Here is a 21,977-nt window from a genome sequence, read left to right as displayed (position 1 = left end):
TTAATTGAAAAAAGCGTGGAGAGATACATATGTTATTATTTATTGAAGTTATTTTACCGATTATGGCTGTATTTGCAGCTGGATTCATTCTGCAGCGTATTCGCGTGTTAGATGTGCGGTCGGTGTCTGCTGTTTGCCTGTATATTCTTTCACCTGCACTTGTTTTTGTGACATTATATGATGCGGAATTCGATTCAGGATTTTTAGTGATTGTAATTTTTATGTTCCTATTATTTTATGTGATGGTATTTATAAATAAAATGCTGGGGAAAATTTTTGGCTGGGATGGAAATAAAGAGAGTGCTGCCATCCTTTCTACAGGCTTTATGAACTCTGGAAACTATGGTCTGCCTGTTGTATTGTATAGTGTCGGAAATGCTGCGCTGCCATATGCGATTTTTATCATGGTAATTCAAGCATTGCAGAATAATTTCTTTGGTATTTATTATGCTTCCAGGAGTACCAGTGGAATGCGGAGAGCATTGGAAAATATAATAAAAATGCCGACAACTTATGCAGCGATTTTAGCATTTTTCTTTTCAATGCAGTCGATTACAATACCAGACTATATTCATTCTACATTAGAAATGGTCGGAAATGCAGCTATCCCTGTGATGATGGTTATGCTCGGTATGCAATTGGGCTCGTTAACAGCATTAAAAATAGATTGGCAGATTGTTCTTTCTTCTGTTACCTTGAAAATGATTGCTGCACCCATATTGACAACCATCTTTGTGTGGCTCGTTCCGATGAACCCTTTGATTGGAACTGTTTTAATTATCATTTCTGCCATGCCGCCAGCGGCAACTACAACGATGTATGCCATTGAATTTGATACAGAACCGGAGCTGGTATCCACAATTACGTTTATTTCAACAGTGGTCAGTGTAGTTACAATTACGGTATTATTGAATATTATTACGTAGCAGCAGAAAAAGCTAGAAGGGTTTGGTTGTATATATAAATGAGCGTTTGGCTGGCTATAATTGAACCAGACAGACGCCATTTTTTTATCGATTGAAGGCATTTAATTAAATAGAAATTAAGGAGTGAAAATTAGAAAAAGAGGAAATGTCCATTTTAATTTTAAAAAATAGTGGAAATATTCATTTTTGTTGTTATAATAATTTTATAACCTACCATAACATATAAATTCATTTTTCTCTTTGTATGAATTTCGATATACTATATATGCAAGGGAACAGCAGATTAGATATATTTCATCAGTATTGTATCATTTTGAAGATATCGAAGAAGGGAGAGAAGATGAAATTGAACAAACTGAAAGAATTTCATGATGAGGTTCAATTTATAGCTAAAATATCGAGCTATCAGAATACATTTACGAAATCGGAAAAAAAAGTATCAGATTTTGTGCAGGCGAATATGGAATCAACGATATATATGACTGTAACAGAATTAGCAGAGCGTATTGGGGTAGGAGAAACAACTGTACTGCGTTTCTGCAGAAAAATGGGGTTTAAAGGATATCAGTCTTTTAAAATGGCTGTTACAAAAGAAGTGGCAAAATCTACTCCTGATGTATTTGATGAAACAAAAAAAGAAGGTTTTAATGAAACAGATGAAATGCATTCTATTGTTCAAAAAGCACTGGCTAATAATGTGCAGGCTCTAAAAGAAACAGCAAGTATTATAGATACAAATGAATTAGAAAAAGCGATCCATTACATTATTTCAAGTAAGCGAATCGTCTTTTATGGAGTTGGTGTATCAGGAAATACAGCAGCGGATGCCAGAGATAAATTTATACGGATTGGGCGTTCTACAGAAGCATTTATTGATTCGCACATGCAGGCGATGTCTGCAACAACCTTGACAGAGGAAGATCTGGCTGTAGGTATTTCTGTAAGCGGTAGCACAAAGGATACAGTTGATGCTTTAAAAATTGCCAAGGAGAATGGAGCTAAAATTTTATCTATTACACATTTTACGCGATCGCCAATTACAAAGATATCAGATGTCGTTCTGTTGACTGGCGGAAGAGAAACAGCACTTCAGGGTGGATCAATGTCTGCAAAGATTGCACAATTATTTGTGATTGATATGCTATGTAATGGAGTTGCGGGCCAATTAAAAGATAAAGCACTTCAGTTTAAAGAGGCGACTGCAAAGGCAGTAGCTGATAAAGCTTATTAATATAGAATGTACGGAGAAAGGAGCTGTAAAAAATGAAATATATCCCGCTGGCCATGGTAAAAAATAATTTATCAGATATTCCTCAATTCATGCTGCCTGAAGGATATCGCATCCGGTTCTATGAAAGAGGGGATGAATCTCATTGGGCAAAAATTGAAACAAGTGTAGAAGAGTTTAAAAATGAAGCCGCAGCATTAGAGCATTTCAAGAAGGAATTTAGTCCGTTTACAGAAGAAATGACGAAGCGCTGCCTGTTTATTGAAACGGAAACCGGAGAAAAAATCGCAACAACTACTGCCTGGTACGGTGAATTAAATGGTAATGAAGAAATAACAGGCAGAATTCATTGGGTAGGCGTTACTCCGGCATATCAAGGTAGAAAGCTTGCCAAGCCTTTAATGACTGCAGCAATGAACACCTTAGCTGAATACCATTTGAAGGCATATCTCACCACACAGACTACAAGCTTTCAGGCTATTAATATGTATTTAAATTTTGGATTTGAGCCGTATCTTACGGAACCAGCCTGTGAGGAAGGCTGGAGATTAATGGAGCAGACGCTGAAACGAAAAATTTTAACATGAAGTGAAAGAGATATTCAAAAAAGACATTAATCGATTTGAACATGTATTTAGAGGAGGAAGAAAATGATTAAGGCAGCTATTTTTGATTTTGACGGGTTGATTCTGGATACTGAAACTGCTTGGTTTGATGCTTATAAAGAGGTTCTCCGGAGTCAATTTCAATTTGATTTACCGCTTGGGGAATTTGTGAAATGTGTTGGATCAGATGATACGATTCTTTTTTCATATTTACAGAATAAATTGAACAGCCAGCTGAATGTACAGTCTATCCGTGATGAGGCCAGAAAACTGCACAGTCAATTTGTACGTGATGCAAAAGCTAGAGAAGGCGTGACAGATTATCTGAAGGATGCAAAGGATGAAGGTTTGACAGTTGCTCTGGCAACGAGCTCAACAACGGAATGGGCAACCACACATTTAACGAATTTAAATTTGCTTTCTTATTTTGATTTTCTGGTCACCCAGGACATGGTAGAAAGAGTGAAGCCGGCACCGGATATCTTTTTAAAAACACTTGAAAAGTTAGATTTAGAGGCTCGGGAAGCAGTAGTTTTTGAAGATTCTTTAAATGGTTTAATTGCTGCACAGGAAGTAGATCTCCCGACTGTTATTATTCCAAACCCGGTTACTGCTGCATTACCTTTTGAAAATTATCATTTAAAACTAAATTCGATGACAGATATGCCCCTGCATGAAATTTTAAAAACATTGAACAGATAAAACGAAACGTCTTTAAAGGAGAGTTTTGCTTCTGTGTTATGAATTTTAAATACGTATGGTGTACAAATGAATAGAAGGTCAGGTGGAAAAAATGTTAAAAGAATTAGAAGGCGGATTAGTGGTATCCTGCCAGGCTTTAGAGGGTGAGCCGATGCATGGCTCATCTCATATGGCTTCGATGGCTCTGGCTGCAAAAGAAGGCGGAGCTGCAGGTATTCGGGCGAATGGGCCGGATGACATTAAGGCAATTAAGAAGAAGGTTGATTTACCGGTTATCGGTATTTTAAAAAAGGAATATCCAGGCTTTCAGGCTTTTATTACGACAACACAAGCAGATGCAAAACTAATTGCAGAGGCTGGAGCCGATATCATAGCTATTGATGCCAGAAATGGCACAAGGGTAGAAGAATTGCCACAATTAATTGCGTATATAAAAAAGGATCTAAATAAGCTGGTGATGGCAGATGTAGCAACACTTCAAGAGGGTGTACAGGCAGAAGCCCTGGGTTGCGATATGGTAGGGACTACGCTATCTGGATATACAGAGAATACAAAAGAGAGGCCCAGACCGGATTTTGAGTTAATGGAAAGTCTAGTAAATACATTGAAGGTGCCTGTAATAGCTGAAGGAAATGTTGATTCCCCGGAAAAAGCAAAAAAGGCCCTTGATATTGGTGCAGCATTTGTTGTCGTTGGAGGAGCAATTACAAGACCGCAATTAATTACCAGAAAATTTGCAGAAAGGCTGAAAGGAAAATGAGAAATGCAATAGGAATTGATATTGGCGGCACTAAGATAGCGATGGGATTGGTTCAAGAGGATGGATTGGTTTTAAAAAAGGAGGAATTTACCACCCTTAAACATGAAAAAGGAGAGGAAATCCTTCAATCGATTGTAAAAAAGTTACCTTCCTTCTATGACGAAAATACGACAGGTATTGGTGTTGGATCAGCTGGACAGATTGGACTTGCCGGCACAGTGCTTTCAGCGACAGATACATTCAGCGATTGGGAGGGTCTTCCGATTCAAACATGGCTTGAAAAAGCAACAGGACAGCAAGTTGCGGTTGTTAATGATGTACAGGCAATGGGATTGGGAGAGCAGTTCTTTGGCGCAGGGAAGGGCATAAATAATTTTCTTTGTGTAGCGATAGGAACAGGGATTGGAGGAGCAATTATAGCAGATGGTAAACTGCAGCGCGGCCATTCTGGAGCTGCGGGAGAGGTTGGACACATGGTCCTTTACCCGAATGGGAGGGAATGTCCTTGCGGAAATAAGGGCTGCTTTGAGGCATATGCTTCCGGCACAGCGTTAGAGGAAATATATGCTGAAGCTTTTAAGGAGGTGAAGAAAGGACAGAACATTTTTAGAGAAGCTTTAGCTGGTAATGAAAGCGCTATATTTATAATTAATCAGTATGTAGAAAATGTAGCAATTGGATTGACAACGCTGACAAATATGTTTAACCCGGAAAAAATCATTCTGGGAGGCGGAGTATCTGGCTCGTTGTCACCGTTTCTCACAGATATCCGTGAACAGGTTCAAAGCAATGTAAATAAAATCAATAAGGATGTAAAGATTGAATTATCATCACTTGGCGGAAATGCCATGATAATAGGTGCAGCAAGCCTGGCACTGTAAAAGGATGTTCAAAAAGTCCTCAAATGATAAACGGTGAAAGCTAGAAAGTAAAATCTTTATTTTAACTTATATAGCACTGTAATTAAATCTATTAAATATAAAGGAGATGGGTATGTTGAATAAATTAAATGTAGCTGTAATTGGTATGGGAGTTATGGGGCAATCACATGCAAGAATTTATTCGGAGCTGCCTTATGTAAATTTAGTAGCAGTTCACGACATTAATCAGGAGCATGCAAAAAATATGGCGGAACAATTTCAGACCACTGCTGTTCATGATTTAGAAGCGTTGTTGAAAGACGATAATGTGCATGCAGTCAGTATCTGTACATCAGATGATCAGCACTTTGACGTTGCCTGCAAGGCCTGTGACTATCATAAGCATATTCTGATTGAAAAGCCATTGGCTGATAATGTAGAAGACGCACAGGGGATTATTGATAAAGTAAAAGAAACTGGCGTAAAAATGATGGTTGGCCACACATTACGCTGGGACCCAAGATATTATCATGCAAAACAGGCAGTTGCAGCGGGGAAAATCGGAGAACCGGTCCATCTGCATTCCCGGCGTAACAATTCCTATCAGAATGGAAGAAGATTAAAAGGAAGAACATCTGTCGTAATGTTTTTAGGTGTTCATGATCTAGATGCTATTGAATGGATTACCGGAGATAAGATTGTGGAAGTTTCTGCAGTTGAAGTAAGAAAGCGCTTAAAAGAATTTGATACTGCTGATGCAATTATCACCACACTAAAATTTGAATCTGGAACAATCGGAAGCTATGAAACAAGCTGGGTTTTACCAGATAACCATGTAGAGCTGGATGCTAAGCTTGATATCACTGGAACAGGCGGTGTTATCAATATTGATATTCTCGATCAATCGATCCGTGTATTTGAAAAAAACCATAAGATCACATTCCCGGATACCATGTATGGAGTGGATTTATATGGTACACAGACCGGAATAATGAAAGAAGAACTGAGCACTTTTGTGAATAATGTTTTAAATGACAAAGAATTTCCTATTTCTGTGGAAGAAGCATTAAGGGCAGTCAAAGTTGTCAGAAGTATTGAAAAATCACTTGAAACCGGTCAGCCGGTAAAAGTGAATTGATAAAAAGCTGGTCATAACAAAAGGGGGCTGTAACGAATGAGTGGGCAAAAGAAGAGTATTCGTTCAAGGATTCAAACGTATGGCAGTAATTTAAGCAGTATGATTATACCTAACCTTGGAGCTTTTATCGCCTGGGGGATTTTAACAGCAATCGCTGTACCGACACAGATGGAGCTTTTCACTAATTTCATCAGTCCGATGCTGAATTATCTGCTTCCATTACTGATTGGTTTTACCGGTGGACGTCTGCTCCATGATTTTCGCGGAGGGGTTGTAGGAGCTGTTGCAACAATGGGGGTCATTGTTGCAGCAGATATACCGATGTTTATTGGGGCAATGATTATGGGTCCGCTGGGCGGATTAGCTATCAAAAAATTCGACCAGATCTTTGAAGGTAAAATTAAGTCTGGATTTGAACTGCTGGTTAATAATTTTTCAGCAGGAATTATCGGTGCAATACTGGCCTTATTTGGATCAATCGCTATTGGACCATTGGTAAGTGCGTTTACTAAAGTGCTGGGAGCAGGTGTAGACTTTTTGGTAAGCCATGGTCTTCTTCCACTCGTCAGTATCTTTATTGAACCGGGGAAAGTAATGTTTCTCAACAATGCGATTAACCAGGGGATTCTAAATCCGATCGCAAGCAGTCAGATAGAAGAAACCGGGAAATCTATTCTTTACTTACTCGAAGCAAACCCTGGGCCCGGTTTAGGTATATTACTGGCATTTATGCTTTTTGGCAAAGGAGCAACGAAAGCCTCTGCCTATGGAGCTGGAATTATTCATTTTATCGGGGGAATTCACGAAATTTATTTTCCGTATGTATTAATGAAACCGCTATTAATTGTTGCCGCTATTTTAGGCGGAATGACAGGTATATTTACGTTAACCATTTTTGATGCCGGTTTAGTGAGTGTGGCTTCTCCGGGAAGTATTATCTCTATTCTGTTAATGACAGCTTCTGATAGTTATATCGGCGTTATTTTAAGCGTTCTGTTTGCAACAGCGGTCTCCTTTGCTGTTGCATCAGTTATTCTTAAGTTTGATAAAAAAGGCGACAACGAAGATCTTGCAGAAGCAAGTAAAAAAATGGAAGCGATTAAAGGGAAGAAGAGCAGTGTTGTTTCCGGACTGAGTAATTCTGGTCAAATTGAAAATAATAATGCAGCAATGGATTTTGGAAATGTAAAGCATATTATATTTGCTTGTGATGCAGGTCTTGGATCAAGTGCTATGGGAGCTTCATTGGTTAAAAAGAAACTGAAGGCTGCAGGACATGGGGAGATTACTGTTAAAAATATTGCCATTAGTAATTTGCCGACCGAAGCAGATATTATTTTCACACACAAAGAGCTGACAGACCGTGCAAAAGCGAAGCAGCCAGATGCTTATCATGTTTCTATTGATAACTTCCTGAACAGTCCATCCTATGATGAAGTTGTAGAAAAAATCAAGAATGCCGGAAGCTCTGATAGTGAGCATAAAATAAATGAAATATTGACAGAAGATAATATCAAGCTGTCTGGAGAAGCCAGGGATAAAGAGCAGGCAATCGCTGAAGCAGGTCGAATTCTTGTGGAGCGCGGTTATGTTTCCGAGGATTATGTGGAGAAAATGTTCGAAAGAGAGAAAACTGTATCAACGTATATGGGAAATCTCTTAGCTATTCCTCATGGTACAGATAATGCGAAAGAAGAAGTCTACAAATCTGGCTTGGCCATTGTAATTTATGATGATCCAATTGATTGGGATGGAAATGAAGTAAGATTAGTTATTGGTATTGCCGGAAAAGGAAATGAACATCTTGAGTTACTATCTTCCATAGCTACCAGCTGTTCTGAATTAGAAAATGTGGAGCAATTAATGAAGATAAAAAATAAAAAAGATGTTATAGCATTCTTTTCTGAGGAAGAATAGTAGTATTTAAGAATAATTAATAAATCACCGTATCCAGTTTATTTGATACGGTGATTTTGTCTGTTTCCAAGGGGATTTAATATGCAGAAACAAATTTGAAATGAAATCTAGCCGCTGAATACATTCCAGCATCCTAAGGTAATAAGAAAAACGGACGGTAAAAAGGACAGGCGCTGTAAGGCAGGTATTCTCCATAAATAACTTCCAAACATAATCCCGCTATATAAAAATAATCCACTCATGCCGGCTGTTAATAAAGCTGTGATAAAAGGAGAGTATCCAAGCATGGCAGCTCCAATACCCGCTCCAAATGCATCAAGAGCTAAAGCAAATCCCAACAGAATGGATTCATTAAGAGAGATAATACCAGACTTATCTAAATCAGCTTCTTTCGGGCGGCTGAGCACTGTTCTCACATTTCCCAATTTAACATTGGTGGAAGACTGTTCCTTGTTTTCTGTTGTTTCTACTTCTCTTGAACGAAACATGGAAATAAGAGAGAAGAAGCCTAAAAAAATAAGAATACCGCCTCCAAGCATACTTGCTCCTTGAGGAGAGATAAAGGAGCGCAGGAAATCACCGACCTCCATTGACAGATAGACAATCATTCCTGAGCAGAACATAATAACCAATAATGAGAGTAAAGGCACTTTAATTTTCCGCATACCATAGGTTATTCCTACACTAAATCCATCCAGACTTACTGCAATAACAAGTAAAAGCATACCTGTATATATCATATAAAACATCCTCTTTCTAATAAGTACAAGTAAAAGCTTCCAAGAATAGCATGAAGCCATGTCGTTTTCATAATTTTTGTGTACGATATTCTATGTTTTCGGGTACAATGTGTGCCTTTGATGAACGTATTGTAAGGAAATATGTTAAAGTAGTAACAGAATAGAAACCGATAAAAAGAGGGATATAAATGAGTAAGACAGTAGTATTAGCAGAAAAACCATCTGTAGGTAAAGATATAGCAAGGGTCCTTGGTTGTAATAAAAAAGGAAATGGATATCAGGAAGGGACAAAGTACATTGTGACCTGGGCGTTAGGACATTTAGTTACCCTGGCAGATCCGGAAGCCTATGATGTGAAATATAAAACATGGAATATGGAAGATTTACCAATGCTTCCTGATCATTTGAAATTAGTGGTGATGAAGAAGACCGGCAAGCAATTCCAAACTGTAAAACAGCAGTTATCGCGTCAAGATGTAGGCGATATTGTTATTGCAACAGATGCTGGAAGAGAAGGAGAGCTTGTTGCCAGATGGATTTTGGAAAAAGCTCATGTCAAGAAGCCGGTTCAGCGGCTCTGGATCAGCTCAGTTACTGATAAAGCAATAAAAGACGGATTCCGGAATTTAAAGCCTGGCAATCAGTATTGGAATCTGTATCAATCAGCTGTAGCGCGTTCAGAAGCGGACTGGTATGTTGGTTTAAATGCAACAAGAGCCTTAACAACAAAGCATAATGCTTCCTTATCCAGCGGCCGTGTACAGACACCAACACTTGAAATGATTTCCATGCGTGAACAGGAAATTAACCAATTTAAGCCAAAGACATACTATCAGCTTCAGGGAAAAACAAAGGGCGGATTTGCTGTCACATGGAAGGATAAAAAGAACCAATCCCGTATTTTCTCCAAGGAAGCAGCGGATAAATTAAAAGCAAAAGTATCGAAAGAAAAAGCAATTATTTCACATGTCGATAAAAAGCATAAGAAAAAACATGCGCCGACATTATATGATTTAACCGATTTACAGAGGGATGCCAACCGGATTTATCAATTTTCCGCGAAACAGACATTATCTGTTTTGCAGAAATTATATGAACAGCATAAGCTTGTCACGTACCCAAGAACAGATTCCAGGCATTTATCTTCAGATATGGTATCAACATTAAAGGAACGTGTTAAAGCCTGCGGGTCAGACGAATATGCGAAAGCTGCGGGCAAGATTTTGAGAGAGGATTTACGGATCAGCAAAGCTATTGTAGATAATAGCAAAGTTACCGATCACCATGCGATTATCCCGACGGAAGAGCCGGTGGATTATAGTGCACTGTCTAATCAGGAACGGAAAATCTACCAGTTAATTGTGCAGCGTTTCTTAGGTGCTCTTTCCAAGCCGTATGAATATGAGCAAACAAGCATTACTATTGAAGCAGCTGAAGAAATTTTCGAGGCAAAGGGAAACAGGATTGTTGCTTTAGGCTGGAAGGAAATTTACCAGCATCAGGCTGATGATGAAGAAGAAATTCGTTCCAGTGTTCCTCAGGTAACGAAAGGGGAAGAAATGGCTCTTACTTATACAATTAAGGAAGGGCAGACAACACCGCCGGAACGCTTTACAGAAGGAAGTCTGCTGCAGGCAATGGAAAACCCGACAAAATATATGGAAACGAAAAAACAGGAGCTTGTCAAAACAATGAAGCAGACAGGCGGTATTGGAACGGTTGCCACCCGTGCAGATATTATTGAAAAGCTGTTCAATAATCAATACATGGAGTTGAAAGGGAAATATATTTATCTGACTTCGACAGGAAGACAGCTGCTGGAATTAGCCCCTGAAAAGCTCCGTTCTCCAATTTTAACAGCAGAATGGGAGCAAAAATTAGGGCAAATTGCTGATGGCAAGCTAAAGAAAGAAGCCTTCTTAAAAGAGATCAAAACATATACCAAGCAGGCTGTTCAAGAAATAAAAGCAAGTGAGGAAAAGTTCAAGCATGATAATATGACTGGGACAAAATGCCCGAAATGCGGCAAGCTGATGCTGGAAGTTAAAAACAAGCATGGTAAAAGACTGGTCTGCCAGGATCGCAACTGCGGCGGTAAAAAGAATATCGCAAAATATACAAATGCGCGTTGTCCTAAGTGCCATAAGCGTTTAGAGCTCCGCGGTGAGGGCGAGGGTCAAATGTTTATGTGCTCCTGCGGCCATCGTGAAAAGCTATCTACCTTCCAAGCCAGGAAAGAAAAGGAAAAGAATCAGAAGGTATCTAAAAAAGATGTCAATAAGTATATGAAAAAGCAGGATGATTTTAAAAACAATGCTCTTGCAGATGCACTGGCGAAGTTAAAAGATCGCTCCTAAGTCAATAGAATGGTAAAGTCTCCACGATAAAAAATGGGGACTTTTTTATCCAAAGAAACTAAGAACAAGGATATAAAAAGTGATTTTTTAAGTAGATATTTGTTGAGATCAGAAGTATATCATTTCAACACTAGCAGACTTTATTCCCTAAAAAAATCCATAATTTGCAGTTTAATTGAAGTGATATATAATAGGAAGAAGAGAGAGTTAATACGTAGAGGGGATGATTGATATGGATGCCTTTTCTGTAATCAAATCACTCAATAATAATGTTCTTATCGCCGAAGATACGGATCAAAATGAAGTCATCCTTATCGGGAAGGGCATCGGATTTGCTAAAAAGAAGCATGATCTTATTGAATCCAAAACCGTAGAGAAGCTGTTTGTTCTCCGAAATAAAGCAGAACAAGAAAATTATAAGAAGATCATCCACAATATTGATGAAAAAACATTACAAAGCATTGTGGATTCTATAGAAATAATCAAAAAACGTGTCAATACATTTACGGATGAACATGCACTTGTTGCATTGACAGATCATATTATTTTTGCAATTGCCCGTTTGCAGAAAGGATTAGAAATTCGTAACCCTTTTTTGTCAGAAACAAAAGTGCTTTATCCATTTGAATATGAAATTGCGTCCGAAATTGTAGAATATATGAACCAATTTTTACCGGTCCATTTGCCAGAGGGAGAGATTGGATTTATTGCCTTGCATATTCATAGTGCAATGGAGGGTACAGCATTAAATGACATTAACCGGTATTCACAGCTAGTTTCTAATTTAATCAAGGTGATCGAAGACCAGCTCAGTATAACGTTAGATAGAGATGGTATGGATTATGCTCGTTTTGTCAGGCATCTCCGATATACAATAGAGCGTGTGTTAATTGAAGATAAGGTAGAGGAGCCGAAAAAAATGGCAGCCTTATTGAAAGAAGAGTATCCAGTATTCTATAATTTATCCTGGAAGCTGATTAAAATCATGCAGCAGGCTTTAAAGAAACCAATCTTTGATGCTGAATCTGTCTATTTGACAATTCATTTGCAGCGTTTATATGAGAGTATTCAATTAAAAACAAAGACGAAATAATTATTAACTCAACTTTTGCACCCTAAAAAGTAACTTTCTTATCATAGTGATAGGCGTTGATCGTTCCTTCCATCTATCTCTTGATAAAGCATAAACTCTACCGAACAAAGAAGGTAACGTGTAAGGCACCGCTGCGGCGGACCGTTTTGCTTTCGACGTACAACTCTTTTCGATGGGGCGAGTAATCGCAGTCCCAGGACGTACTAATGCAGGCGTTGCAACAACTCTTTTCGATGGGGTGAGTAATCGCAACCCCAGGACGTTGCGACCTTAGCCTGCCTAGGGGCACGCTCTTCAGCTAACTTTTGCCAAGAAGAACGCTTGGCAAAAGTGGATCTTCAGATGGTGCTGAAACGGTCCGCCTCCGCTAGAAAGGGGTTCTATACAGGTTGAAACAGCTGACTAAATAAAAGTTAAATCAGATAAAACATTTTTCCTGATTCACGATAAAATATTCTTTATTCTCTATTTATGAAAGCAATTCCTGATATTTACTATCCATCCTGGGTCATCATTTAAATTGCCAAATCAATCATTTGCAACACTAAAATGATCTTTTCAACAAGCAAAAAGCAATAATTTCATCCAACTTCATTAGGATATGATTCCTTTCATTCGCTGTAGAAGCCTAACTGAGCGCAGACCAGCCACGAAGACTCCTATGGGAACAGGGCGAGCTGAAGATCCACTTGAAAAGCGGTTTTCTTTTCAAGTTAGCTGAAGCCGTCCCCATGGAAAGCGTAGTGATTGGTCGGAGCGGCGCTATACACAACCTTCATTTCAATAAAAGGATGATTTAACAACATGCAGACAGGATAATGTAGAACATGCCCATCCTGGAATAGGAAGCTATAGATGCTTATTCTCAGGTGCGAAAGTTGAGTTATTAAGTTCTTATAAGGGATGTTCAAAAAGTCCAATAAAAATAGCACGGCGGAGTAATGATGTTTTACTAAAATCGCTGTTTCGTGTGGCTGTGCAGAAGCCGCTGTATCCTGAGAAAGTCGTTCGTAAAAAAACACGTCACCTTGATCTTCAAGACCTAGTTCGAACTCTTTTGAACATGCACTTATATGTGCGGCTGATTCGATCAGGCATAAGTAGAAATACTTAGATAGTGAGAGGTACAGTAATTTAGTATCCATAGGCACTATCTTTGTATTTTTGCTTATGTCTTTTTTTATTGTCAAAGTCAGATTAAAGGGAAGGAGGGATACATATGTTCAAAAAAGCGTTTGGAATTCTTCAAATGGTTGGTAAGGCACTTATGCTTCCGGTAGCTCTTTTGCCGGCAGCAGGTCTTATGCTTGGATTTGGAAATGCTGCTCAACAGGATACCATGCTTGGACATCTTCCGTTTCTTGAAGCGGACTGGATTCAATTAACTGCAACAGTAATGGAAGATGCGGGGGGAGTTATCTTTGATAATTTGCCGCTTCTATTTGCAATTGGTGTTGCAATAGGACTGGCAAGTGACGGGGCAGCAGGGCTTGCTGCGCTGGTAGGCTATCTGGTTATGAATCAGGTAATGGGTTCATTTATGCAGGTAACTCCAGAAATGATTACGGAAGATCCTGGTTTTGCGAGTGTACTTGGGATAGGAACACTGCAGACTGGGGTATTTGGAGGGATTATCGCCGGATTGATAGCTGCGTACTGCTTTAACAGGTTCCATAAAATGGAGATGCCGTCCTTCTTAGGCTTTTTTGCAGGAAAACGCTTTGTTCCGATTGTGACAGCAGGAGTTTCTTTTCTCGCTGGAATTTTATTAATGTTTATTTGGCCGACGATTCAAAATGTGATGAACAGTGCTTCTTATTGGCTGATTGAAGAAGGTACATATATAGCAGTGTTTATGTTTGGATTTATTAAACGTCTATTAATTCCATTTGGGCTGCATCATATTTTCCATTCTCCCTTTTGGTACGAATTTGGTACATATACAAACCTCGCCGGTGAAATGATTCGTGGAGATATGACAATTTTCTTTGCGCAATTAAGAGATGGTGTAGAAATTACTGCGGGGAATTTTATGGCAGGAGAATTTCCAATTATGATGTTTGGGCTGCCTGCTGCAGCACTTGCAATGTATCACACTGCACGTCCGGAAAGAAAAAAGCTTGTCGCCGGGCTGCTTGTTTCAGGGGCATTAACGTCCTTCTTAACAGGGATTACAGAACCGATTGAGTTCTTATTCTTATTTGTATCGCCATTCTTATTTTTTGTTCATGCCGTTCTGGATGGGCTATCCTATGTATTGATGACATGGTTCAGTGTCAATGTCGGTTATACCTTCTCGGGAGGAGCTATAGACTTCGTATTGTTCGGAGTATTGCCGAATCAGGAGCCCTGGTGGATTACGATTATACTTGGACTTTTCTTTGCAGTGCTTTATTACTCCTTATTCCGCTTCTTTATTAAGAAGTTTAACCTGATGACGCCGGGACGTGAAGAAACCGTTGAAGAAGAAAATAATAGTGGAAAAAGAACATCTGCTGATTTAGCCTATCATGTATTAGAAGCAATAGGCGGCCAGGAAAATATTACTCATCTGGATGCTTGTATTACGCGATTACGTGTGTCTGTGAATTCGATTAAAGAGGTTGATAAAAATAAATTGAAACTGCTTGGAGCATCAGAGGTACAGGAGGTTGGAGATAATATTCAGGCTATTTTTGGACCACGTTCAGAAATTATTAAAGGACAGATACAGGATATTATATCTGGCAGGACACCTGGACCTGAGCCGGAAAATCTGGAGCTTTACACTGCGGAAGAAATAAATGAACTAGAACAGCATTCAAGCTCCGTCGAAGATATTGCTTCTCCGCTAAGCGGAAAACTTATTCCGATTACAGAGGTTCCTGATCAATTATTTGCCGGCAGAATGATGGGAGATGGCTTTGCAGTGAAGCCGTCGGATGGTTTAGTCGTTTCTCCGGTAAATGGGAAAGTCACGAATGTTTTTCCTACGAAGCATGCGATTGGTCTGGAATCAGAAACAGGAAAAGAAATCTTGATTCATATTGGAATTAATACAGTAAATCTTAAAGGGAAAGGGTTTGAAATTTTTGTAGAAGAAGATGAAGAAGTGAAAGCAGGCCAAACATTATTAAAAGCTGACTTAGACTATATTGGTGAACATGCTAAATCAACTATTAGCCCAATCATCTTTACAAATCTGGAAGCAGGTCAGCAAATTGAGTTGCTGAAAACAGATGTGGATGCTGGGGAAAACAGCATTATTGAAATTAGATAGGATAAAACGGATAGCTGGACAGCTCGATTCATGTCACCTAATTTCAGCAGAAAAAATGCAAATATGCTTAATAAAGCCTCGTTTTTTTCACAGAAAATACACATAAACAAAGGTGAAACAGTTTACTTCATCCCGTAAAACCCTTATCATTTAGGATGAATCATGATAATCATGTAAGGAGGGTTTTCTTTCCATGGCTTTTGTTATTCTTGATCCATGCAGAGGTGAAAAAGCGGGAGAATGCGTCAGCGTTTGTCCTGTTGATTGTATAGAAGAAGGCATCAAGCAATTTTATATTGATCCTGATATTTGCATTGATTGCGGCGCGTGCAAGGCAGTTTGTCCTGTGTCTGCAATCGAAGAGGAGTATGATCTAACTCCCGATCAAGAGAAGTATTTAGAAGAAGCAGAAGAATTTTTTGCAAACAGGTAAATACTTTTCTTTATAGAATTCCGATAGAAACAGCCCGTCTTTTTCCAAACTGTAGACGGGCTGTTTCTAACGTTAAATTATACCTTTATTTACTCATCTTCTGAGTTCTCCAGTACTTCCTCAGCAAGCCTGCTGGAAACCCAGCGCTCAGCTGTTTCTTCATCAATTTCGTATTCCTTCCCGGCACGTAATAAATTACCGTGATAGGCAGTTTGAACATTCATTTTTACTTTCATAAGGATGCTCCTTCTAACGGGTTGTTTACCCTTATAATAACATACTAAAAATATTATTTGCTTGTATGTTGTTGTGATTAAAGTAAAAATCAGTGAAGGGGGCTGGCATAGCTGCACCTTCACTGATTTAGGTTACTTACTGGAATTGCTCTGCTTGATAATTACAAAATCATTGGCAGGCAACTCAACATTTAATTTCTTTTCTTTGGTTTTTAGTTCTTTTTGATTCCATAAATCAAAAGCATGATCTGCAGAATCACAGTCCAATGAGACCTTTTTTTGATGGTTTGATACATTCAAAAAGAAATGAACCGTGGTATCTTTGAAAGTTCTTACAAAGTGAAAACAATCATTTTCTTTATCCGGTTCGATAATGGACAGCTTTCCTTTTGTAAATGCTTCTTCAGTAAGCCGCAAGTGAATAAACTGTTTAACAAAGTTTTTCAGAACGGTATTTTGGTCCTCCTCATCCCAGACCATACATTTTCTGCACTCGGGATCCTCTCCTCCTGTCATGCCGATTTCATCTCCATAATACACACAAGGTGTACCAGGGAAAGAAAACAACAGGGTGTACAATAAACGAACCTTTTTAATATCCTCGTCGCATTCTGTCAGAACTCTCGGTGTGTCATGACTGCCGAGCAGGTTAAAAGCCGCTTCATTACTGTTTTCTGTATAAGAAGCATAGGATTTAGATAACTGGTTAGCAAATTGAATGGTATCAATTTTTTCTTTTGCAATATAATCCAGTCCAGCTAAAGTGAGAGGATAGTTCATGACTGCATCAAACTGGTCTCCTTCCAGCCAAGGGAGTGCATCATGCCATATTTCTCCAAGAATATATAAGTCTGGTTTAATCGATTTAACCCTTTTACGAAATGCTTTCCAAAAGGAATGATCTACTTCATTTGCCACATCCAGCCGCCAGCCGTCAATATCAAATTCTTCAATCCAATAAGCGGCAACGTCTAAGAAATAAGAGCGTACTTCCGGATTCTCCGTGTTTAGTTTTGGCATCGATTCAACATACCCGAATGTATCATAGTTAGGTGGATAGACATCCTTTACCGGAAATTCATGCAGATGGAACCAGTCTTTGTACTTTGATTTCTCCTGATTTTTCAGGACATCCTGGAAAGGGCCAAAATACAGACCACTATGATTAAACACAGCGTCCAGCATTACACGGATTCCTCTTTGATGACATGCATCGACTAGTTTTTTAAACGTTTCTTTGTCTCCGAATTGCGGATCAATTTCCATATAGTCAATAGTGTCATATTTGTGATTGGAATATGCTTTAAAAATAGGTGTCAGATAAATGCCGTTGATACCTAAATCTGTTAAATAATCCAGGTTCTTTATAATACCCTCAAAATCGCCGCCGAAAAAGTTATTTAAGGCAGGTGCTTCACTAGCCCAGGGCAGGACCTTCTCTGGATCATTTTTCTTATTTCCATTCGCAAACCGATCTGGGAAAATTTGATACCAGACGGTCTCTTTAACCCACTCAGGCACTTTAAAAATATCAATAGGATTGATAAATGGAAAGCAGAAATAATAGGATATATCGTCCCTTTCTATTTGAGAATAAAATCCTTTTTCTGTATAAATCAATGTATCATTTCCATCGCCTATTTCAAAACCGTACCGCAGACGCCGTGTGGGTACATCGAGTTCAATAAACCAGTAATCAAATAAATCATCGGAAGCTGCAACAGTCATCGGTTTTTTCTTATAAGTCCATTTTTTCTTTTTCCAATCATAAGGATCGCCGTAAATTAAATTTACATTTTTAGCATCTTTTTTCTTCGTCTTTAACCGGATATGAAGTGTTTCTTCTTTGTAAGCATAAGCAAAATTTCCTTTTGGTCTGTGGTGTATTGCTTCTTTTAACATGAGATTCCTCCTTAAAAATAAACAACCCCTGTTTTCAGATTAAGAAAACAGGGGTTGTTGTCATGACAAAGCATTGCCCTCAAATTGTATGTGAAACATAGTAATTAAATCTATTATTTACAGAATAACCTTCATAAGTCAAGAGAAAAAATAAAATAATGAAACCCCTTGCAAAAATAGATTAAATAGATTAGAATGATTTTTGTAGCTGTTGTGCAAACGTTTGCGCAACTAAAAAATATAAGAGGAGTTGGGGAAATGAAAGGGAAAGTTCGTTTCTTGGCGTTAATTTCTTTACTATTTATTCTGGTTTTAGGAGCATGTGCACCTGATAGAGAAGAACCAGGAGAGGAAAGTACTGGCGGTGAATCTGAGAAGCCGGAAGAATTAGTGATTTGGATGAATGATCAGGATGAACAGATGGATGCAATTAATGAAATTGTGGAGAAATACGAAGAACAAGAAGGTATTTCAGTCAAAGTGGAAGGACGACCAATGGTTGATCAATTACAGCAATTATCATTAGCTGGACCTGAAGGGAATGGTCCGGATTTATTCTATCAACCCCACGACCAGATTGGAAATATTGTTGCGCAAGGATTAGCGGAGCCTCTAGATGTTACTGATGATGAATTAAATAGATATGTAGATGCGGCAGTAGATGCTGTTACTTATACTTATGATGATGAAACAAATATATATGGCTTACCTGCAGTTATTGAAACATATGGTCTTTTTTATAACAAAAGTATTGTAGATGAAGCACCGGAAACAATGGAAGATGTTTTAGGATTACTGGAAGATCATACAGATGCTTCTAATGATGAATATGGCTTTTTAATGCGGCCGAATGATTTCTATTTTTCTTACCCATTCTTAGTTAATTACGGCGGATATATATTTGGCGGAGACGTTGGTGACTATGATGTTACTGATGTCGGTTTAGCGAATGATGGTGCGATTGAAGGCGGAGAATTTTATCAAGAATTTTTTGGTCCAGGTAAAATCCCGGCTGCTACTACTGCAGATGTAATTGACGGCTTGTTCACAGAAGGAAAAATAGGTGCAGTTATTAATGGACCTTGGAGTATCCCTGTTTATGAAAGCGCTTTGGGGGATGATTTAGCCTTTGCACCGTTTCCTCAGATTAATGGGGAACCAAGTTCTACATTCGTAGGTGTTAAATCCTGGATGGTATCTTATTACTCAGAAAATAAAGATTGGGCACAAGATTTAGCTATGTTTATTACAAATGAAGAGAATCAGCAGACTTATTATGATATTGCCGGAGAGCTTCCTCCAAATGAAGAAGCTTTAAATAATATTGAAGATCCAATGTATGCTGACTTTGCTGAGCAAATTCAATTTGGTGTTCCAATGCCTAGTGCTCCTGAAATGGCCCAAGTCTGGGAACCGATGCAAAATGCCTTACAGTTTTTAACTGAGGGTGAAGATGCCAGAGAAGTATTAGAAGAAGCTGTAGATCAGATCAATACAAACATACAAGCGGGCGGCGGAGGAAATTAATTAAAATGAGGAGGCTATCTCCTCTTTTTAATTTATGGGTTCTGAAGGGAATAGGCAATTTAAGAAATAATCTCGATTATTTCTTATACAGCTAAGTTAAAGTTAAAGGAGGGGTAAGATTGACTACTCCAAAAAAGCAGTCAAAAAAGAATTATCATAAACACAACCCGAAAACAGCTACAATTTTGTCAATATTATTTGCCGGGTTAGGTCAGTTATATAACCGTAGATTTTTAAAAGGAAGTATATTTATTTTTATCGAAGGAGCTTTTCTTCTAGCGTTTTTAGATGCATTAAATTATGGGCTCTGGGGATTGCGCACATTAGGAACTATTCCAGGAACAGATCACTCTATACGATTACTTGTACTGGGTGTACTGTCTTTAATTGTTTCAGTAATAGCGATCACACTGTATGTATTTAATGTACTCGATGCAAGAAAACAGGCAAAAAAAATAAAAAAAGGATGGGTACCTTTAAGTTTTAAGCAGGTTCTTAAAGAGTTATATGATTATTCATTTCCATATATAATTACTTTCCCTGGTCTATTCTTAATGATCTTTGTCGTTATTTTTCCATTGCTGTTTTCTTTACTATTAGCATTTACCAATTATGATTTATACCACTCTCCTCCCCGTAATTTAGTAGATTGGGTAGGTTTGGATAATTTCAAGAGTTTATTTACAGTGCCTATTTGGCAGGAAACCTTTCTTAGTGTATTTGTTTGGACAATTGTCTGGACAGTAGTAGCTACAACATTACAGATTGCTCTCGGTTTCTTTCTGGCAGTTCTGGTAAATGATGAAAGAGTAAGATTTAAAAAATTAATCAGAACAATTTTGATTTTACCATGGGCCGTTCCGGCATTTGTAACTATTCTGGTATTTGCGGCAATGTTTAACGATGATTTTGGAGCAATTAACAGAGATATTATCGTTCCTTTATTCGGAGGGGATGGAATATCATGGCTAAGTGATCCATTCTATAGCCGTATAGCAATTATTATGATACAAACATGGCTTGGATTTCCTTTTATCTTTGCTTTGTTTACCGGAATATTGCAAAGTATTTCAAAAGATTGGTATGAAGCTGCTGACATGGATGGGGCATCCCGGATTCAAAAATTCAAAAGTATTACATTTCCCCATGTTATGTTTGCAACAGCACCATTACTAATCATGCAGTACGCTTCAAACTTTAATAATTTTAATGTCATTTATCTATTTAATGAAGGCGGACCTGCAGTCCGTGGACAGAATGCAGGTGGTACAGATATTCTGATATCCTGGGTATATAAATTGACATTCGATACAAATAACTATTCGATGGCAGCTGTTATTTCAATCATCATGGGATTAATTGTATCTGGCTTTGCATTTTACCAATTCCGAAAAACAAGATCCTTTAAAGAAGAAGGTGAAATTTAATGAGCTCGAAAACGAAATCAAAATTAGAAATAACGGCGATTTATCTAATACTGGCAATTGTTTCAGTCATTATTTTCTATCCACTGCTTTGGACAATAGGCATGTCACTCAATCAGGGGACAAGTTTATACTCTTCCAGTATTATCCCGGATAATTTTTCATTGGAACACTATAAATGGCTGTTCAGTCCGCAAAGTGATTATTTATTATGGTATAAAAATTCATTGATTGTTGCTTTTGCAAATGCCATTGGTAGCGTGGTGTTGACAGCATTTGTTGCTTATGCCTTTTCAAGATTTAAATTTGTAGGACGTAAGAATGGGTTGTATATCTTTTTACTTTTACAAATGTTCCCTGTAATGATGGCGATGGTTGCGTTGTATATCTTCTTAAATATGATTGGGTTATTAGATTCGTTAACAGGTTTAATATTGATTTATTTAGGCGGCCAAATTCCGTTTAACGCTTGGCTGGTAAAAGGATATTTTGACACGATTCCGAAAGAGCTGGATGAAGCAGCTAAGATTGATGGAGCCGGTCCTATCAGAATTTTTTGGAGCGTTCTTCTTCCGCTGGCAAAACCTATTCTGGCAGTAGTTGCTTTATTTAATTTTATGGCACCATTATTTGATTTTTTACTCCCTTCCATTGTAATTTCAAGTGAAGAAAATTATACTTTGGCTTTGGGGCTATACAATTTTATTAACGATCAGTTTGCAAATAATTTTACAAGATTTGCAGCAGGCTCTGTATTAATTGCTGTTCCAATTGCAACGATTTATTTATTCCTGCAAAGATACTTAATTTCCGGTTTAGCATCGGGTGGTACAAAAGGTTAAAATGTTGTATGCTAAATGAAATAGTTCT

The 21,977-nt window shown here is 38.2% G+C and carries 18 protein-coding genes; 15 read left to right on the top strand and 3 right to left on the bottom strand.

The genetic code is table 11. The features are described 5' to 3' along the window. Positions 1-29: 29 nt before the first annotated feature. From IEX29_RS00725 to IEX29_RS00690, 8 genes are all read left to right on the top strand, one after another. Positions 30-926, top strand: coding sequence for an AEC family transporter (locus IEX29_RS00725; protein ID WP_188732609.1), 897 nt, complete (start codon positions 30-32; stop codon positions 924-926). Positions 927-1,266: 340 nt separating this feature from the next. Then, positions 1,267-2,157 (top strand): MurR/RpiR family transcriptional regulator, encoded by an 891-nt coding sequence (locus IEX29_RS00720; RefSeq protein ID WP_188732608.1) that lies wholly within the window; start codon positions 1,267-1,269, stop codon positions 2,155-2,157. 32 nt (positions 2,158-2,189) lie between these two features. After that, a complete protein-coding gene (locus tag IEX29_RS00715; protein ID WP_188732607.1) occupies positions 2,190-2,741 on the top strand; it encodes a GNAT family N-acetyltransferase in 552 nt (183 codons plus the stop codon). 63 nt (positions 2,742-2,804) lie between these two features. Beyond that, complete coding sequence (locus IEX29_RS00710) at positions 2,805-3,461, top strand: HAD family hydrolase (protein ID WP_188732606.1); 657 nt, start codon at positions 2,805-2,807, stop codon at positions 3,459-3,461. Positions 3,462-3,552: 91 nt separating this feature from the next. Further along, complete coding sequence (locus IEX29_RS00705) at positions 3,553-4,221, top strand: N-acetylmannosamine-6-phosphate 2-epimerase (RefSeq protein ID WP_188732605.1); 669 nt, start codon at positions 3,553-3,555, stop codon at positions 4,219-4,221. Continuing rightward, the gene (locus IEX29_RS00700) at positions 4,218-5,102 is read left to right on the top strand and encodes an ROK family protein (RefSeq protein WP_188732604.1); all 885 of its coding nucleotides are present in this window, start codon (positions 4,218-4,220) and stop codon (positions 5,100-5,102) included. Before IEX29_RS00705 ends, IEX29_RS00700 begins: the two co-directional genes overlap by 4 nt. Before the next feature lie 112 nt (positions 5,103-5,214). Continuing rightward, complete coding sequence (locus tag IEX29_RS00695; protein ID WP_188732603.1) at positions 5,215-6,219, top strand: Gfo/Idh/MocA family protein; 1,005 nt, start codon at positions 5,215-5,217, stop codon at positions 6,217-6,219. A gap of 36 nt (positions 6,220-6,255) precedes the next feature. Continuing rightward, positions 6,256-8,136, top strand: a complete 1,881-nt coding sequence (locus IEX29_RS00690; protein ID WP_188732602.1) for a PTS mannitol transporter subunit IICBA — start codon at positions 6,256-6,258, stop codon at positions 8,134-8,136. 107 nt (positions 8,137-8,243) lie between these two features. Here IEX29_RS00690 and ytaF read toward each other — a convergent pair whose 3' ends face one another. Then, on the bottom strand, positions 8,244-8,876 hold the full coding sequence (ytaF, locus tag IEX29_RS00685; RefSeq protein WP_188732601.1) for a sporulation membrane protein YtaF: 633 nt from the start codon (positions 8,874-8,876) through the stop codon (positions 8,244-8,246). Between the two features lie 188 nt (positions 8,877-9,064). Between ytaF and IEX29_RS00680 the strand changes: the two genes are divergently transcribed. The 4 genes from IEX29_RS00680 to IEX29_RS00665 all read left to right on the top strand — a co-directional run bounded on the left by IEX29_RS00680 (position 9,065) and on the right by IEX29_RS00665 (position 16,018). Next, the gene (locus tag IEX29_RS00680; protein WP_188732600.1) at positions 9,065-11,233 is read left to right on the top strand and encodes a DNA topoisomerase III; all 2,169 of its coding nucleotides are present in this window, start codon (positions 9,065-9,067) and stop codon (positions 11,231-11,233) included. A 232-nt stretch (positions 11,234-11,465) separates the two neighbouring features. Continuing rightward, positions 11,466-12,326: a glucose PTS transporter transcription antiterminator GlcT gene (gene glcT, locus IEX29_RS00675; RefSeq protein WP_188732599.1), complete on the top strand. Its 861-nt coding sequence runs from the start codon at positions 11,466-11,468 to the stop codon at positions 12,324-12,326. A 1,219-nt stretch (positions 12,327-13,545) separates the two neighbouring features. Further along, positions 13,546-15,585, top strand: coding sequence for a glucose-specific PTS transporter subunit IIBC (gene ptsG / locus IEX29_RS00670; protein ID WP_188732598.1), 2,040 nt, complete (start codon positions 13,546-13,548; stop codon positions 15,583-15,585). 193 nt (positions 15,586-15,778) lie between these two features. Continuing rightward, positions 15,779-16,018 (top strand): ferredoxin family protein, encoded by a 240-nt coding sequence (locus IEX29_RS00665; protein ID WP_077601899.1) that lies wholly within the window; start codon positions 15,779-15,781, stop codon positions 16,016-16,018. A gap of 89 nt (positions 16,019-16,107) precedes the next feature. On the opposite strand, the gene IEX29_RS00660 is transcribed toward IEX29_RS00665, so the two are convergent. Together IEX29_RS00660 and IEX29_RS00655 are read right to left on the bottom strand one after the other, a co-directional pair. Next, positions 16,108-16,254: a hypothetical protein gene (locus tag IEX29_RS00660; protein ID WP_188732597.1), complete on the bottom strand. Its 147-nt coding sequence runs from the start codon at positions 16,252-16,254 to the stop codon at positions 16,108-16,110. 132 nt (positions 16,255-16,386) lie between these two features. Next, positions 16,387-18,156: a glycoside hydrolase family 13 protein gene (locus IEX29_RS00655; RefSeq protein WP_188732596.1), complete on the bottom strand. Its 1,770-nt coding sequence runs from the start codon at positions 18,154-18,156 to the stop codon at positions 16,387-16,389. Between the two features lie 258 nt (positions 18,157-18,414). Here IEX29_RS00655 and IEX29_RS00650 point away from each other — a divergent pair, with 258 nt between their 5' ends. The 3 genes from IEX29_RS00650 (at position 18,415) to IEX29_RS00640 (ending at position 21,949) form a co-directional block, all read left to right on the top strand. Next, positions 18,415-19,683: a sugar ABC transporter substrate-binding protein gene (locus tag IEX29_RS00650; RefSeq protein WP_188732595.1), complete on the top strand. Its 1,269-nt coding sequence runs from the start codon at positions 18,415-18,417 to the stop codon at positions 19,681-19,683. A gap of 119 nt (positions 19,684-19,802) precedes the next feature. Continuing rightward, positions 19,803-21,110 carry a sugar ABC transporter permease gene (locus IEX29_RS00645; RefSeq protein WP_188732594.1) on the top strand — a complete coding sequence of 436 codons (1,308 nt, stop codon included), beginning with the start codon at positions 19,803-19,805 and terminating at the stop codon, positions 21,108-21,110. Further along, on the top strand, positions 21,110-21,949 hold the full coding sequence (locus tag IEX29_RS00640) for a sugar ABC transporter permease (protein WP_188732593.1): 840 nt from the start codon (positions 21,110-21,112) through the stop codon (positions 21,947-21,949). Before IEX29_RS00645 ends, IEX29_RS00640 begins: the two co-directional genes overlap by 1 nt. Positions 21,950-21,977 lie beyond the last annotated feature (28 nt).

The sequence above is a fragment of the Oceanobacillus neutriphilus genome, assembly GCF_014645515.1.
GTDB classification, from domain to species: Bacteria; Bacillota; Bacilli; order Bacillales; family Amphibacillaceae; genus Oceanobacillus; species Oceanobacillus neutriphilus.
The sequence above is the reverse complement of the archived record's forward strand: the minus strand, read 5'-3'. Positions and strand labels throughout refer to the sequence as shown.